13 protein-coding genes are annotated in these 13,578 nt (G+C 71.9%); 3 read left to right on the top strand and 10 right to left on the bottom strand.

Annotation, left to right across the window (positions count from 1 at the left end):
* Positions 1-170: 170 nt before the first annotated feature.
* From ACFY5C_RS24315 to ACFY5C_RS24300, 4 genes are read right to left on the bottom strand one after another with little or no spacing between them, the layout of a single operon-like run.
* Positions 171-596 (bottom strand): GNAT family N-acetyltransferase, encoded by a 426-nt coding sequence (locus ACFY5C_RS24315; protein WP_389447442.1) that lies wholly within the window; start codon positions 594-596, stop codon positions 171-173.
* 56 nt (positions 597-652) lie between these two features.
* Complete coding sequence (locus ACFY5C_RS24310) at positions 653-1,558, bottom strand: LLM class F420-dependent oxidoreductase (protein WP_389447440.1); 906 nt, start codon at positions 1,556-1,558, stop codon at positions 653-655.
* 46 nt (positions 1,559-1,604) lie between these two features.
* Positions 1,605-4,178, bottom strand: coding sequence for an ABC transporter permease (locus ACFY5C_RS24305; protein WP_389447438.1), 2,574 nt, complete (start codon positions 4,176-4,178; stop codon positions 1,605-1,607).
* 4 nt (positions 4,179-4,182) lie between these two features.
* Positions 4,183-5,064 carry an ABC transporter ATP-binding protein gene (locus ACFY5C_RS24300; protein WP_389447436.1) on the bottom strand — a complete coding sequence of 294 codons (882 nt, stop codon included), beginning with the start codon at positions 5,062-5,064 and terminating at the stop codon, positions 4,183-4,185.
* A gap of 231 nt (positions 5,065-5,295) precedes the next feature.
* On the opposite strand from ACFY5C_RS24300, the gene ACFY5C_RS24295 reads away from it, so the two are divergent.
* Together ACFY5C_RS24295 and ACFY5C_RS24290 are read left to right on the top strand one after the other, a co-directional pair.
* Positions 5,296-5,535: a toxin-antitoxin system HicB family antitoxin gene (locus tag ACFY5C_RS24295; RefSeq protein ID WP_328429209.1), complete on the top strand. Its 240-nt coding sequence runs from the start codon at positions 5,296-5,298 to the stop codon at positions 5,533-5,535.
* A 4-nt stretch (positions 5,536-5,539) separates the two neighbouring features.
* Complete coding sequence (locus ACFY5C_RS24290) at positions 5,540-5,914, top strand: fic family toxin-antitoxin system, toxin component (RefSeq protein WP_328429210.1); 375 nt, start codon at positions 5,540-5,542, stop codon at positions 5,912-5,914.
* Here the strand turns inward: ACFY5C_RS24290 and ACFY5C_RS24285 are convergent, their stop codons facing one another.
* Positions 5,915-6,610 (bottom strand): class I SAM-dependent methyltransferase, encoded by a 696-nt coding sequence (locus ACFY5C_RS24285; protein WP_389447435.1) that lies wholly within the window; start codon positions 6,608-6,610, stop codon positions 5,915-5,917.
* A 96-nt stretch (positions 6,611-6,706) separates the two neighbouring features.
* Positions 6,707-7,393, bottom strand: a complete 687-nt coding sequence (locus ACFY5C_RS24280) for an esterase/lipase family protein (RefSeq protein ID WP_389447433.1) — start codon at positions 7,391-7,393, stop codon at positions 6,707-6,709.
* Between the two features lie 115 nt (positions 7,394-7,508).
* Between ACFY5C_RS24280 and ACFY5C_RS24275 the strand changes: the two genes are divergently transcribed.
* The gene (locus tag ACFY5C_RS24275; RefSeq protein WP_389447431.1) at positions 7,509-9,770 is read left to right on the top strand and encodes a LuxR C-terminal-related transcriptional regulator; all 2,262 of its coding nucleotides are present in this window, start codon (positions 7,509-7,511) and stop codon (positions 9,768-9,770) included.
* Here the strand turns inward: ACFY5C_RS24275 and ACFY5C_RS24270 are convergent.
* The 4 genes from ACFY5C_RS24270 to bioB are packed head-to-tail and all read right to left on the bottom strand — an operon-like array spanning position 9,767 to position 13,470.
* The gene (locus ACFY5C_RS24270) at positions 9,767-10,219 is read right to left on the bottom strand and encodes a hypothetical protein (RefSeq protein WP_389447430.1); all 453 of its coding nucleotides are present in this window, start codon (positions 10,217-10,219) and stop codon (positions 9,767-9,769) included. The two genes, ACFY5C_RS24275 and ACFY5C_RS24270, sit on opposite strands and share 4 nt — an antisense overlap.
* A complete protein-coding gene (bioD, locus tag ACFY5C_RS24265) occupies positions 10,216-10,932 on the bottom strand; it encodes a dethiobiotin synthase (RefSeq protein WP_389447428.1) in 717 nt (238 codons plus the stop codon). The genes ACFY5C_RS24270 and bioD overlap by 4 nt, the downstream gene beginning before the upstream one ends.
* Positions 10,933-10,934: 2 nt before the next feature.
* The gene (locus ACFY5C_RS24260; protein WP_389447426.1) at positions 10,935-12,233 is read right to left on the bottom strand and encodes an adenosylmethionine--8-amino-7-oxononanoate transaminase; all 1,299 of its coding nucleotides are present in this window, start codon (positions 12,231-12,233) and stop codon (positions 10,935-10,937) included.
* Complete coding sequence (bioB, locus tag ACFY5C_RS24255; RefSeq protein WP_389447425.1) at positions 12,226-13,470, bottom strand: biotin synthase BioB; 1,245 nt, start codon at positions 13,468-13,470, stop codon at positions 12,226-12,228. Before bioB ends, ACFY5C_RS24260 begins: the two co-directional genes overlap by 8 nt.
* Between the last annotated feature and the right edge of the window lie 108 nt (positions 13,471-13,578).

The raw sequence follows: 13,578 nt of genomic DNA, 5'->3' as shown, positions 1-13,578 counted from the left end.
TCCCATGGTCGGACAGGGTGGGGAGGATCGCGCGATGTCGGGTACTGGGAGGCTCGCCCATGGGCGGACGCTCACACCTTTCACTGGAGGACCGAAGTGGTCCAGCAATAGTAAAGGACGGGCAAAGTAGTTCGGTATGTGGTCCGTGTCTGATCCCTGTCCGAGGCGGTTCAGTCGTTCAGCGGCTTCACCCACCGCCGCCACTGGTCCTCCGGCGAGTACCCGGCCGCGCGCCAGGCATGGTGCGCGCTCTCGTTGCGCTGGAGCACCATCGCGTCGCCACGGCGCCCTCCCAGCCGTACGAACCGCTCCTCCGCGGCGGCCAGCAGTGCCGAGCCGACGCCCCGGCGGCGGCGTTGCGGGTGCACCGCCAGCCGGTACAGATGGCAGCGCCAGCCGTCGAAGCCCGCGATCACCGTGCCGACCAGCTCGCCGTCCAGCTCCGCCAGGATCAGCGCCGCGGGATCGCGGCCGACCAGCCGCTCCACACCGTCCCGGTCGTCACTGATGCTCGTGCCCTCGGCGGCCGTCTTCCAGAAGGCCAGCACGCTGTCGAGGTCGTCGGCCGTCGCGGGCCGTATCCGCAGATCAGTCATGCCGTGATCCCATCACGGACGGCAGCCCAAGTAGCGGGATTCCGGCATCCGGACGGCTACTTGCCGCGCAGCCGCGCCATCACCGGGGCGAACGCCTCCATGTACGGCTCGAGGACCGTCAGATACGAGAAGCCGTACCGCTCGCGCTGGGACAGCACCTGCGCGGTGATCTGGTCCAGGGTGCCGGTCATGATGATGGGCAGCGCCAGGGCCTGCTCCAGGGTCAGCTCCGGCACCCGGTCGAGGAGCGGCTGGATCACGGCCTCGCGGTCCTCCGTGACGGTCACCATCTGCAGGAGCAGGTTCAGCTCGGCGGGTTCCGCTCGGCCCGCCGCGAACTTCCGGTAGCGGGCCACCCGTTCGTCGAGCTGCTCGGCCGTGACCGGGAGCAGTCGGCCGGTCGAGCTCTTCGGGTCCGGGTAGGCGCCCCCGAACGCCGCGATGTCGGCGTGCTCGGCGGTCAGCCGCAGGACGCGGTCGCCGTTGCCGCCGACCAGCAGCGGCACCCGCGGCTGCTGCGCCGGCCGCGGCTGGTACGACTCGGCCCCGAGCAGCCGACCGAGTTCCTCCACCGTGCGCCGCAGATGGTCCACGCGCTCGCGAGGAGTGCCGAACGCAAGACCCGCCGTATCGTGCTCCGCCTGCACATAACCCGCGCCCAGCCCCAGTTCCAGCCGACCGCCCGTCAGCGCGTCGGTCGTCGCCACCTCCCGGGCGAGCAGGGCCGGGTTCCAGAACCCCGCGTTGAGCACGAATGTGCCCAGGCGCGGCCGCTCGGTCGCCTCGGCCGCCGCGACCAGGGCCGGGAACGGCGCGGGCATGCCCAGATGGTCCGGGACCAGGATCACGTCGTAGCCGAGTTCCTCGGCCCGGCGGCACTTGGCGCGCCACTCGTCGGCAGGGGCGGCGGTCATCAGGTTGACGCCGAAGCGGAACGCACGCGGGTCCACGGGTCGCGACATGAACTCTCCTGACTTTGCAGGGACTTGAGCAGCTGCCGCGATTTCATCACTCGTGTGCGATGGCCGCCAGCACATTCATGCGCGATGCACGCAACGCGGGCAGCAGCGCCGCCACGACGCCCACCACCGCCGAGCCGATCACCACGGCCACGATCGTGCCCCAGGGGATCGCCAGCGCCGTCATGCCCTGCAACGCCAGCACCTGCTGGGTGCACACCCCCCACACCAGCCCCAGCGCGAGCCCGAGGACCGCGCCGAACACGGCGATCACCACCGACTCCAGGCGGATCATGCGGCGCAGTTGCCGCCGGGCGAGTCCGATGGCCCTGAGCAGCCCGATCTCCCGGGTGCGCTCGACGACCGACAGCGCGAGGGTGTTGACCACGCCGAGCACCGCGATGATGATCGCGAGGCCGAGCAGGGCGTAAACGAGGTAGAGCAGCACGGCGATCTGGTTGTGCACCAGCTCCTTGTAGTCGGCGATGTCCCGGACCTGCACCTGGGGGTACGGGTCGAGCGTCTTCTCCAGGCCGGCCCGCAGGTCGTCGGCGCTCGTGCCGGTGGCGGCGTTGACGTACACGGCGGCGTCCTGCCCGCCCGGCGCGTACTTCTCCAGCGTGGCCAGGCCGAAGTAGATCCCGCCCTGGGAGCCGAACCCGTCGGCGGACTCCTGGTCGGTGAGGGCGCCCACCGTCAGCTCGGCCCGCCGGTCGCCCTGGAACTCGACGGGGACGGTGCTGCCGATGCGTACGCCGTGGTCCTCGGCGAAGTCCTTGTCCATGGCGAGGTGCCCGGCCGCGAGGGCCGCCGGGCTGTCGCCCTGCGCGTAGGTGATGTTGGCGACCTCGTCGAGCTGCGGTTCGTAGGCGGCGGCGGTCGTCTGCACGCGGTCGCCGTCCGGCAGGCCCACCGCGATCGTCGTGAACTGCGAGCGCACGACGAGGCCCACACCCTCGGTGTCCCGGATCCGCTCGGTGATCTCCCGGGGGAACGGCACGAAGTTGCTGTTCTGCACCACGAAGTCGGCGCCCAGCGTCTTGTCGATCTGTTCGTCGAACGACTTGGTCATCGAGGCGCTCGCCACCGACATCCCGCCGACCAGCGCGAGGCCGACCATCAGGGCGGCGGCCGTGGCGCCGGTGCGGCGCGGATTGCGCAGGGCGTTGCGCTGGCTCATCCGGCCGATCGAGCCGAACAGCGCGGGGAAGGCCCCGCCGAGGACCCGGATCACGGGCCGTACGAGCAGCGGTCCGGCGATCACGGTGGCGATGAGCGTCAGGATGACGCCGAGGCCCAGCAGGGACGCCGCCGTCGATGTCTTCGACGACACGGCACAGCCCACGAGTGCCGCCGCCCCGGCCGTCCCGACCACCGCGCCCACGACCGCCCGCAGCCGCAGCGGCCGTCCGATGTCGGCGATCTCGGCGTCCGCGAGGGCCGCCATCGGCGAGACGCCCGCCGCGCGCCGGGCAGGGAGGTAGGCCGCGACGAAGGTGACTCCGAGGCCGACGACGTACGCGACCACCGGCGTCCCCCAGCCGACGACCATCTCTGCGGCCCTGATGTTCATGCCGAGCAGGCCCATCAGCTCGATGAGCGCGACGGCCAGCCCGATGCCGGCCGCGAGGCCCAGCGTCGAGCCGACCAGGCCGAGCAGCAGCGCCTCGGCGAGCACCGAGCGCCGCACCTGGCGCCGGTCCGCGCCGAGGGCCCGCAGGAGGCCCAGCTCGCGGGTGCGCTGGGCGATCAGCATGGAGAAGGTGTTGACGATGAGGAAGACGCCGACAAGTACGGCGATCCCGGCGAAGCCGAGCATGACGTACTTGATGATGTCGAGGAACCCGCCCAGCTGTTCGACGTCCGACTCGGCCTGCTCGTCGGCGGTCCGCAGTTCGTAGGCGCCGGAGTCACCGCCGAGCTGCTCGGCCACCCGCCTCTTGAGGTCCGCGTCGCTGACCCCCTCGGCCGCGTCCAGCGAGATGCTGGTCGCCGCCTGCGGATCGCCGAGGAGCCTCGTCTGTGCCGCGTCGGTGTCGAAGAAGACCAGTGCCGCGCCGGGGTTGGTGGTGGTGAAGGTGGCGATGCCGACGACCTCGACCGGGAAGGAGCCCTCCTGCCCGATGACCGTGAGACGGTCGCCGATCCGTACGTCCTTGCTGTCGGCGGTCTCCGCGTCGATCAGCACCTGCGCGTCGCCCTCGGGGGCGTGCCCGGAGGTGAGCTCCACCGGGCTGCGCTCGGTCGGGTTCCAGGCGGTGCCGAGGGTCGGGGCGCCGGTGGTCGGGCCCACCGACTCGCGGTTCTTGTCGACGACGGTCAGGCCCTCCACGTCCACGTCCGGGCGTGCCGCCGCGACGCCATCGACCTGGGCCAGCCGGTCGGCGAGCGCGGCCGGCAGGGTCAGGGTCTGCCCGGAGGGGATCGTCTCGTCGAAGGTCTCCTTCGGGGTGACGGTGACGTCGGCGGCCGTCGAGGCGAAGAGCCGGTCGAAGGTGCGGCTGACGGTGTCCGAGAAGATCAGGCTGCCCGCGACGAACGCGACGGACAGGATCACCGCCAGGGCGGAGAGCAGCAGCCGCCCCTTGTGGGCGAGGAAGCTCCTGAGTGTCGCCTTGAGCACCGGTTCAGCGCTCCTCGGGCGGGGCGGGCCACTCGGACGGCGCGGGCGAGGCGGACGAGGGCCGGTTGTCGGGAATCGCCCCCGGCGCGGGCCCGCCGCCGTCGAATGGGCCGCGGGTCACGTCGAAACGCTTCATCCGCTCCAGTACGGCATCCGCCGTCGGCCGTTCCATCTCGTCGACGATCCGCCCGTCGCCCAGGAAGAGCACCAGGTCGGAGTGGGCGGCGGCGCCCGGGTCGTGGGTGACCATGACGACGGTCTGCCCGAGCTGGTCGACGGCCTCGCGCAGGAAGCCGAGCACCTCCAGGCCTGCTCGTGAGTCGAGATTGCCGGTCGGCTCGTCCGCGAAGATCAGCTCCGGCCGCGAGGCCAGCGCGCGGGCGCAGGCGACGCGTTGCTGCTGGCCACCCGAGAGCTGGGACGGCCGGTGCTTGAGGCGGTCCCGCAGCCCGAGTGTGTCGATCACCTGGTCCAGCCACTTCTCGTCGGGCTTCTTGCCCGCGATGTCCATGGGCAGCGTGATGTTCTCGACCGCGTTCAGGGTCGGAATCAGGTTGAACGACTGGAACATGAACCCGATCCGGTCCCGCCGCAGCCGGGTCAGCTCACGCTCCTTCAGCCCGGTGATCTCGGTGTCGCCGAGCCACACGTGCCCCGCCGAGACGTTGTCCAGGCCCGCCAGACAGTGCATCAGCGTGGACTTGCCGGAGCCCGACGGCCCCATGACCGCGGTGAAGCGCCCGCGCGCGATGTCCACGTCCACCGAGTCGAGGGCGAGCACCGTGGTCTCACCCGAGCCGTACGCCTTGGTCAGACCGCGGGCGCGGGCCGCGATGCCGTCGGCCGATGCGGGGCCCGGGGCGTACTGGGCAGCTGCTGTGGACAAGACCGCCTCCTCACGGACGGAACGACTCGCCGTCACCGCCGAGACTAGTGTGATCCACCGCACACCCGGTATCCCTCCGAGGTCCTGGTCCGTCTCCGTCCCAGGTCGGGTCCCTGATATCGATGTAAGGGACATCCGCCGTATCCGCCGATCCGGGTCGCTCCGTCGGTCTCTGCCGATCGTCAGGGTGGGACCCTTGCCGTGCTAGCGCAATCGCGCTAGCTTCGAAGTATGGCGAAGACCCAGTTGAACGTGAGAGTGGACGAGGGCACGGCCCGCGCCGCCCGCGAACGCGCGCTGGCCCGAGGTGTGAGCGTCAACCGCTACATCGAGGAGCTGGTCATGCAGGACACCGGCGAGGTCGGCAACACGTTCGTGGAAGCCGCCGCCGACTTCATGAAGCAGTACGAGTCCGTGTTCGCCGAGGAGTTCGGCGCGGACCGTGAGGGCACGCGCGAAGGTCGCCACTGATCCGTTGAGCCATCTGAACATCGACCTCGCCTGGCTGCTGATGCTCGCCGAACAGAACACGCCGGGGGACCCCCAGGTCACCGACTGGGGAGCCCTCGTCGCCGCCGTGGCACGCCATGAGGCCGAGATATTCGACGTCCCTGTCTACGACAGCCCGCAGACCCGAGCCGCCTCCCTGCTCCAGCTCCTCATCCACGTCCCCGCGTTGGAGCGCTCCAACGCCCTGTTCGCCTCCGCCGTCGCCTACGCCTATCTGGTCGCCAGCGGACTCAAGGTCGTCACCTCGCCCGAGCAGGTGCGCGACCTGGCCCGGCTGGTGAAGAGCGGCGAGGCGACGGTGCACGACATCGCGCGGGAACTGCGGCAGTGGAGCCTGTGACTACTCGCTGATCGGCGGTCGCCACGCCGTCCCGAGCGCGCAGTACGACGAGGGCAACGTGGGCCCACGCTCCGGCATCATCACCCGCCGGACGGGGCCGAGTTCGAAGCCGGCCCCGCGCAGCGCCCCGACCGGGTCGCGGGAGACATGACAGCCGCCGCTCACCAGCGGCCACACCGTCCGGTCAAGGGCGCGCTGAGTGAGGAGCATGCCGCGCCCGCCGCCCCGGCCGTGCTCGAAGAACCGCACGACCCCGCCGGGCCGCAGCACCCGCCGTACCTCACCGAGCGCCCGCGGCACGTCCCGCACGCTGCACAGCACCAGCGAGAGCACCACGGCGTCGAAGGCCTCGCTCTTGACCGGCAGCGCCTCCGCCGCGCCCGGCACGACGTCCACGGGCACGCCCGCCCGTAGCGCCGACTCCACCGCCAACTGCCGAAGCAGGCGCTCCGGTTCGATGGCGACGACCTCCGAGACGGCACTCGGATAGTGCGCGAAGTTCAGGCCGTTGCCCGCGCCGATCTCGATCACCCGGCCGGACAGCCCGGCCAGCAGCCGGTCGCGGACCCCGCCCATACCCATCCGGGTCTCGGCATTGACGCTGGTCCGGGCGTAGAAGCGGGCGAACAGCGGGTGGTGCACGGCATCTCGTGGCACCTTGCCGGAGGCGGCGGACCGTGGGGACCGTAGGGCCATGTGGACCTCCCGGGCGGGACGGGACTCACCCTGATTGTCCCCCGTACGGGGCCGACGCACCCCCCGCCGTTGCGGTGGCTGCCGTTCCGGGCCGGCTCAGCCGATGAAGTCCCGGACCTGCTCGTACACGCCGTGGTCGTTGTTCATGTCGGTGTGCGAGACACAGCCGACCTCGACGTTCGTCGCGCCACTGAGGATCGCCGTGGTGTCGGGCGTGAGTGCCTCGTCGCAGTTCGACCAGTAGCTGGCGTACGACACGCCGCCCGGGGTCTCGTCGCCGGAGTTCAGGGCGGTGAGGAACGAACTGCCGGTGTTCATCTCCGCGCAGGAGGTGTACAGCCACGCGCACCACGAGGCGGTGGACGTGCCGTGGTTCACCCCGGCCGTGGAGACGAAGTCGTCGACGTACGACGTGCCGCCGAGGTTCTTGAGGTAGTAGCGGGAGCTGAGCGCGCCCAGCGAGTGGACGACCAGGTCGACCTTCGAGGCGCCGGTCCGTGCGAGCACGTTTCTGATCTCGGTCGCGAGCTGCTGGGCGGTGGTGGCGTTGGACTGGGCCCAGTCGTACGACCAGGCGTCCAGCTCGGCCGCCGTGTAACCGTCGGCCTCGAAGTAACCGGCCCAGTCGTCCCAGCTGCTCGCCGAGCTGCTCAGGCCGTGCACGAAGACGACGGGGTCATGGGTCGCGGCGTGCGCGGGTGTGGGGGAGAGGGACAGTGACAGAAGGAGCGATGCGGCCAGGGCCGAGGCGGCCGTGGCGATGCGACGCTTGTGGCGCTGCATGATGCCTCCTGAAACGTGTGGGGTTGTCAGGAGTGTCGAGCCGGGTCTACGCGCGCCGCATCGGTGTAATCGCCGGTCTTTACGGTTCAAATAACCCGCCAGTAACGTCATGTGTGTGGTGACACCGGTGAACCCCCCACCTCTTGACCGCACTTCGCCGCAGCACCTCACGGACACATGGCGCGAGCTGGCAGCCACCCTTGCGGACGGGGTCGGTGTACGGGTGCTGCGTGCCGTGTACGGCGATCCGCGCGCCGCCGCCGAACTCGTTCCCCGTCTGACCGGCCGTCAGGCGACAGGCCTCGACCCGCTGCCCACGGACCCGGCCGAGCTGGCCCCTGCCCTGCTGCGTGAACGCCGGGCGGAGATACAGACGTTGCCGGACGACACCCGTCTGCTGTTGCTCCTCGCCGCGGCCGACCAGTACCCGGTCCCCACCGACGCCTTCCTGCGCGCCGTCATGGCCGCCCGCCTCGACACCCGGTCCCTGGACGCCGCCGAGGCTGCCGGGATCGCACACGCGGGTGCCGGCGGGGTGGTGTTCCGTGACGCGTGGACGCGGATCGCGGCCTACGAGACGGCGTCCCCGGCCGACCGCCGCGACGTCCACCGCCTGCTCGCCCGTGTGCTGGGCGGCGCGGGCGAGACGCCGTGGCGCTCCTGGCACCGGGGTGCCGGCGCGCCCGGCCCCAGTGGCCGGCTCGCTGCGGAGCTCGGCTCCGCCGCGCGCAAGGCAGCCGCTGCAAGGCGCCTCCCCTTGGCACGGGCGTTGGCGGAGCGGGCCGCAGCCCTGTGCCCCGAACCGTCCGAGCAGGCCCGCCTGCTGTCCCGGGCGGCCGGGTACGCCTGGCGATCGGGCGACGGTGACCGGGCACGGCGGTTGGCGGCTGCCGGCGCCGAGGACGCCCTGACCGGGGTGCTCGCCCTGCGGGCGGGGAACGCGGGGGAGGCGTTCGACGCGTTGCTTGCGGCAGTGGTGCGGGCGGGGGGTGACGGCGGGAAGGGGGAGGGCGCAGTGGGGTCCGTTGCATCGGGGGGAGCGGTGATCAGTGCCGTGGATGCCTCCGCCACCCACCTCCTCGCACGCGCCACCGAAGCCGCCATCTACACCGGAGACCTGCGTCGCCTGCGCGAGGCCGCCCGGGTTGCCGATCGGCTCGGGGCCGTCCCGCCTGGGACGATGGGCGGGCTGGTGGCGGCGTCCGACGGGCGGTACGAGGATGCGCGGGAGCTGCTGAAGGCGGCAGCCGGGCGGTGCGGGCCAGGGGGTGATCCCACCGTTCTCCTCCACGCGGGGATCGCCGCCCTGCTCCTCGGCGACCACGGGCGCGCGGCCACCGCGACCATCCGTGCGGCCGTCTCCGCCCGGGCTCGGGGCACTTTGGTGACCGTGTCGCAGGCCATGGAGTTCCGTGCGTACGCCGACTTCTGGACGGGACGCCCCCGTGCCGGTGAGGCCGCCGCCGCGGACGCGTTGTGGCAGGCCCACGCCACCGGTCAGGACAACGGCGCCTGTCACCTGCAGGCGGCCCTGGCCATGTTCTCGGCGCTCACCGGAGACTCGGACCTCTGCCGCGAACGCGCCGCGAGCGCACGGTCGTACGCCCTCGCCCGTGGCCTGGGCCTGCCCGCCGCGCTCGCCCAGTGGGCGCTCGCCGTCCTCGACCTGAGCAGCGGGCGCTTCGCCGCCGCGGCCGCCCGACTGCGCGCCCTGGCCGGGTTCGGCCCCGGGCACGGCCACCGGGCCGTCCGTCACCTGGCCACCCCGCACTACGTGGAGGCCGCCGTCCGCACCGGCGACACCCGGGTCGCCCGCGTCGCGCACGCCGACTACCACCACTGGGCGAACGCCGTGCGCAGCCCCGACGACCTGGCCCTGAGCGCCCGTTGCCGAGCCCTGCTCACGCCCGGCGCGGAAGCCGTGGACCACTACCGTGTGGCCCTCGACCTGCACTCCCACGGCACTCGTGACTTCGAACGCGCCCGCACGGAGCTGCTGTTCGGCAGCGCCCTGCGCCGACTGCGCCGCCGTACGGAGGCACGCGACCGCCTGCACAGCGCACTGGAAGCCTTCGACTCCTTCGGTGCTCCGCACTGCGCGGCCCAGGCCCGTTGTGAACTGCGCGCCCTGGGCACCCCGGCCACCCCCACGCGAACCGGCCCCGGCAGCCCGGCCGCCGGCCTCACGGCCCAGCAGCTCCTGGTCGCCCGGATGGCCGCCGAGGGAGCCACCAACCGCGAGATCGCCGCACGCCTCGCCCTCAGCCCGCGCACCATCGACCACCACCTGCGGGGCGTCTTCAGCCGCCTGGGGATTCGCTCCCGTATCGAGCTGGTCCGGCTCATCGCCGAGGTCGACGAGAGTGCGGGAGGCTAGGCCGGCCAGGCGTCGGTGAAGGCGCGGGCGAACCCGGCGAGATTGCGCGGGCAGGCCCAGATCTCCCTCGCAGCGTCCCGGTCCGGGCGGACCAGCATTTCCAGGACATCGCGAAGGTTGTCCAACTCGTCGTCGAGCGGCATGCCGTCACACGGATGCTCGTCATGGGTGCAGGTCGCCCCTCCGAGAGCCTGCTCGACGGTGCCCATCGCCTCCAGCGCACGAGCCTCGGCCGCCGCGTCCGGACGGGCGTAGATCACACAGGGCCCTGTCAGCACCAGTCCGAGGGTCCACAGAGCGGTGTCCGCGCTGTCGGCTCGGACGCTCGCCTCGAGGTTCTTCGCGCAGTCGAGCACCACCTCAGGCGCATCGCCGAGGTAGTAGCCCTGGCGGATCTCGTCCCACGTGTCGATCAGGTCGTCCCACTCGGCGGGAGCTTCAGGCGTCACGCCCCCTCCCGCCCTCGGAACCCCTCCGCATCCCACGTCCCGAACAACCGCGGCGCCAGCCAACCCGGCGCCGCACCGCGGAAGTCGGCCGGTGCCAGCGCCCCCGCGCCTGCGGGCACCGCACCCAGCAGCGGCGCCCCCGCCACGTCCGGCAGGTCCGCGACATTGCAGCGCGACGCCAGATCCGGTGCCGCAGGCCAGCTGCCGATCACCACGCCCAGCAAGTCAGTTCGGCGTGAGCGCAGTTCACGCGCCGTCAGCTCTGTCGTGTTCAGCGTGCCGAGGCCCGCCGAGGCCACCACGAGGACCGGCGCCGCCATCAGCTCGGCCGCGTCCGCGAGCGTGCCGCCCGTGTCGTCGAAGCGGACGAGCAGTCCGCCCGCCCCCTCCACCAGCACCAGGTCGTGCTCGGTGGCCAGCTTGGCGGCCGCCTCGGCGATCTCCTGCGGGCGCACCGCAGGCCGGCCGGCCCGTCGCGCCGCCGTCGCCGGGGCCAACGGGTCGGGATAGCGGGCGAGTTCGGTGGTCGTAACGGCGCCCGCGAGCCGCGCCACCTCCTGGGCGTCCCCGCACTCGTCCGGCCGTACGCCGGTCTGCGCGGCCTTGAGCACCGCCACCGACCGGCCCGCGGCCTGCGCCGCCGCGGCGACCGCGGCGGTGGTGACCGTCTTGCCGACCTCCGTGCCCGTCCCTGTGATCACCAGGATCGGCATGTTCATCCTTCCCGCACTGCCGCGCACACCGCGCGGCCGATCCGTGCCACGTCCGCGTCGCCCGTGACGTACGGCGGCATCGTGTAGACGAGGTCGCGGAACGGCCGCAGCCACACGCCCTCGCGCACGGCGGCCGCCGTCGCCGCCTTCATGTCGACGGCGTGGTCGAGTTGCACGACCCCGATCGCACCGAGGACCCGTACGTCCTTGACGCCCGGGATGTCCGCCGCGGGGGCGAGCCCCTCACGCAGCCCCGCCTCGATCCGCTTGACCTCGGCCGGCCAGTCCTGGCCGAGAAGCAACTCGATCGAGGCGCAGGCGACCGCGGCGGCGAGCGGGTTGCCCATGAACGTCGGGCCGTGGGCCAGGACCGGCACCTCGCCCCGCGAGATCCCGTCCGCCACGCGCGATGTGCACAGCGTCGCGGCCATCGTCAGGTAGCCGCCGGTCAGCGCCTTGCCCACGCACATCACGTCCGGCGTCACCGCCGCGTGGTCCGCCGCGAACAGTGCACCCGTGCGTCCGAACCCGGTCGCGATCTCGTCGAACACCAGCAGCACGTCGTGCGCGTCGCACGCCTCGCGCAGCACCCGCAGATACGCGGGGGAGTGGAACCGCATCCCGCCCGCGCCCTGCACGACCGGCTCGACGATCACCGCCGCCAGTTCGTCGGCGTGCCGCTCGATGAGGGAGCGCAGCCCATCGGCGTACGACTCCTCGTACTCGGCCGGCGGCGGGTCCGCGAACACCTGGCGCTGGAGCACCCCGGTCCACAGCTCGTGCATTCCGCCCTCGGGGTCGCACACCGACATCGGCTGCCAGGTGTCGCCGTGGTAGCCGCCGCGCCAGGTCAGCAGCCGCTGCTTGCCGGGGCGCCCCAGCGAACGCCAGTACTGCAGGCACATCTTGACCGCGACCTCGACCGACACCGACCCGGAGTCCGCGAGGAAGACGTGCTCCAGACCGTCGGGCGACATGTCGACAAGAAGCTTCGCCAGGCGCACGGCGGGCTCGTGGGTGAGCCCGCCGAACATCACATGGCTCATCCGCGACAGCTGCTCGCGCGCGGCGTCGTTGAGCACCGGGTGGTTGTAGCCGTGGATCGCCGACCACCAGGACGACATGCCGTCGACCAGTTCGCCCGAGCCGTCCGCCAAGGTAAGCCGCACCCCGCTCGCCGACTCCACGACGAGCGGCTCGGTACGGCCGGGCATCGGACCGTACGGATGCCAGACGTGCCGCCGGTCCAGCTCCAGCAGCTCGGGCACGGTCAGGCCGGCCCCGTGACGCGGGTCAGGCATTGGGTGCGAGGTCCGTTCCGGCGCCCCGGCGGCGCACGGCGACCAGGTCGGTGCGCGGTTCGGTGACCTGGTCGGTGCGAGGCTCGCCGACCGGCGCGGCCGGGTCGGCCGTACCGCACACGCCGCCACCTTCGTGCGACCCGCACCCGGCGCTCTCGTGCGACCCGCACCCGGCACCTTCGTGCGATCCGCACCCCGCGCTCTCGTGCGAGCCGCACCCGCCGCCGGCCGTCGCCCGGTGCTCCGGCAGCGTCACCTGGTCGGTGCCCTCCACCTCGAACCCGGCGTCCGCGATCATCTCGAGGTCGGCCTTGCCGGCCTGGCCCTCGGTGGTCAGGTAGTCGCCGAGGAAGATCGAGTTGGCCAGGTGCAGGGCGAGGGGCTGCATCGTGCGCAGATGGACCTCGCGGCCGCCGGCGATCCGGACCTCGACGTCGGGACAGACGAACCGCACCATCGCCAGGATGCGCAGGCACCGCTGCGGGGTGAGGTTCCACTCCTTGGCGAGCGGGGTGCCCTCGACCGGGATCAGGAAGTTGACCGGCACCGAGTCCGGGTCCAGCTCGCGCAGCGAGTAGACGACGTCGACCAGGTCCTCGTCGCTCTCACCCATGCCCGCGATCAGGCCCGAGCAGGCCGAGAGTCCCGCCGCGTGCGCCTTGTTCACGGTGTCGACGCGGTCGGCGTAGGTGTGCGTGGTCGTGATGTCCGCGTACGTGCTCTCGGAGGTGTTGAGGTTGTGGTTGTAGGCGTCCGCGCCCGCCTCGCGCAGCCGCTCGGCCTGGCCGTCGGAGAGGAGACCGAGGCAGGCGCACACCTCGACGCCCTCGTTCTGGTCCTTGATCGCCTTGATGGTCTTGGAGACCCGGTCCACGTCCCGGTCGGTCGGGCCGCGTCCGGACGCCACCAGGCAGACGCGCTTGGCGCCTCCCGCCAAACCGGCGGCCGCGGCCTGGGAGGCCTCGTCCGGCTTGAGCCAGGTGTACTTGAGGATGCCGGTGGTCGAGCCGAGCCGCTGGGAACAGTAGTTGCAGTCCTCCGGACACAAGCCCGATTTGAGGTTGACGAGATAGTTGAGTTTCACCCGTCGGCCGAACCACTGCCGGCGCACCTTCCCGGCCGCGGCCACCACATCGAGCAGGTCGTCGTCGGAAGTGGCGAGGACGGCCAAGGCTTCCTCGCGGGTCGGCAGCTCGCGCCGAAGCCCCTTGTCCACCAGCGTGTTCAGCAGGTCCATGGGAGCTGATCCTGACGTACGGAGGGGCTCCGAGCCAAGGAGAGTTTGCACAACCCTGTCCATTCGATGTGTGGGTATTGCCACACCGTGGGGGCCCGCCGCTGCGGC

Origin of the sequence: Streptomyces sp. NPDC012935 (assembly GCF_042900345.1) — a bacterium.
In the GTDB taxonomy this organism is placed as follows: domain Bacteria; phylum Actinomycetota; class Actinomycetes; order Streptomycetales; family Streptomycetaceae; genus Streptomyces.
Note: the sequence above shows the minus strand (reverse complement) of the source record. Positions and strands in the feature narration are given on the sequence as shown.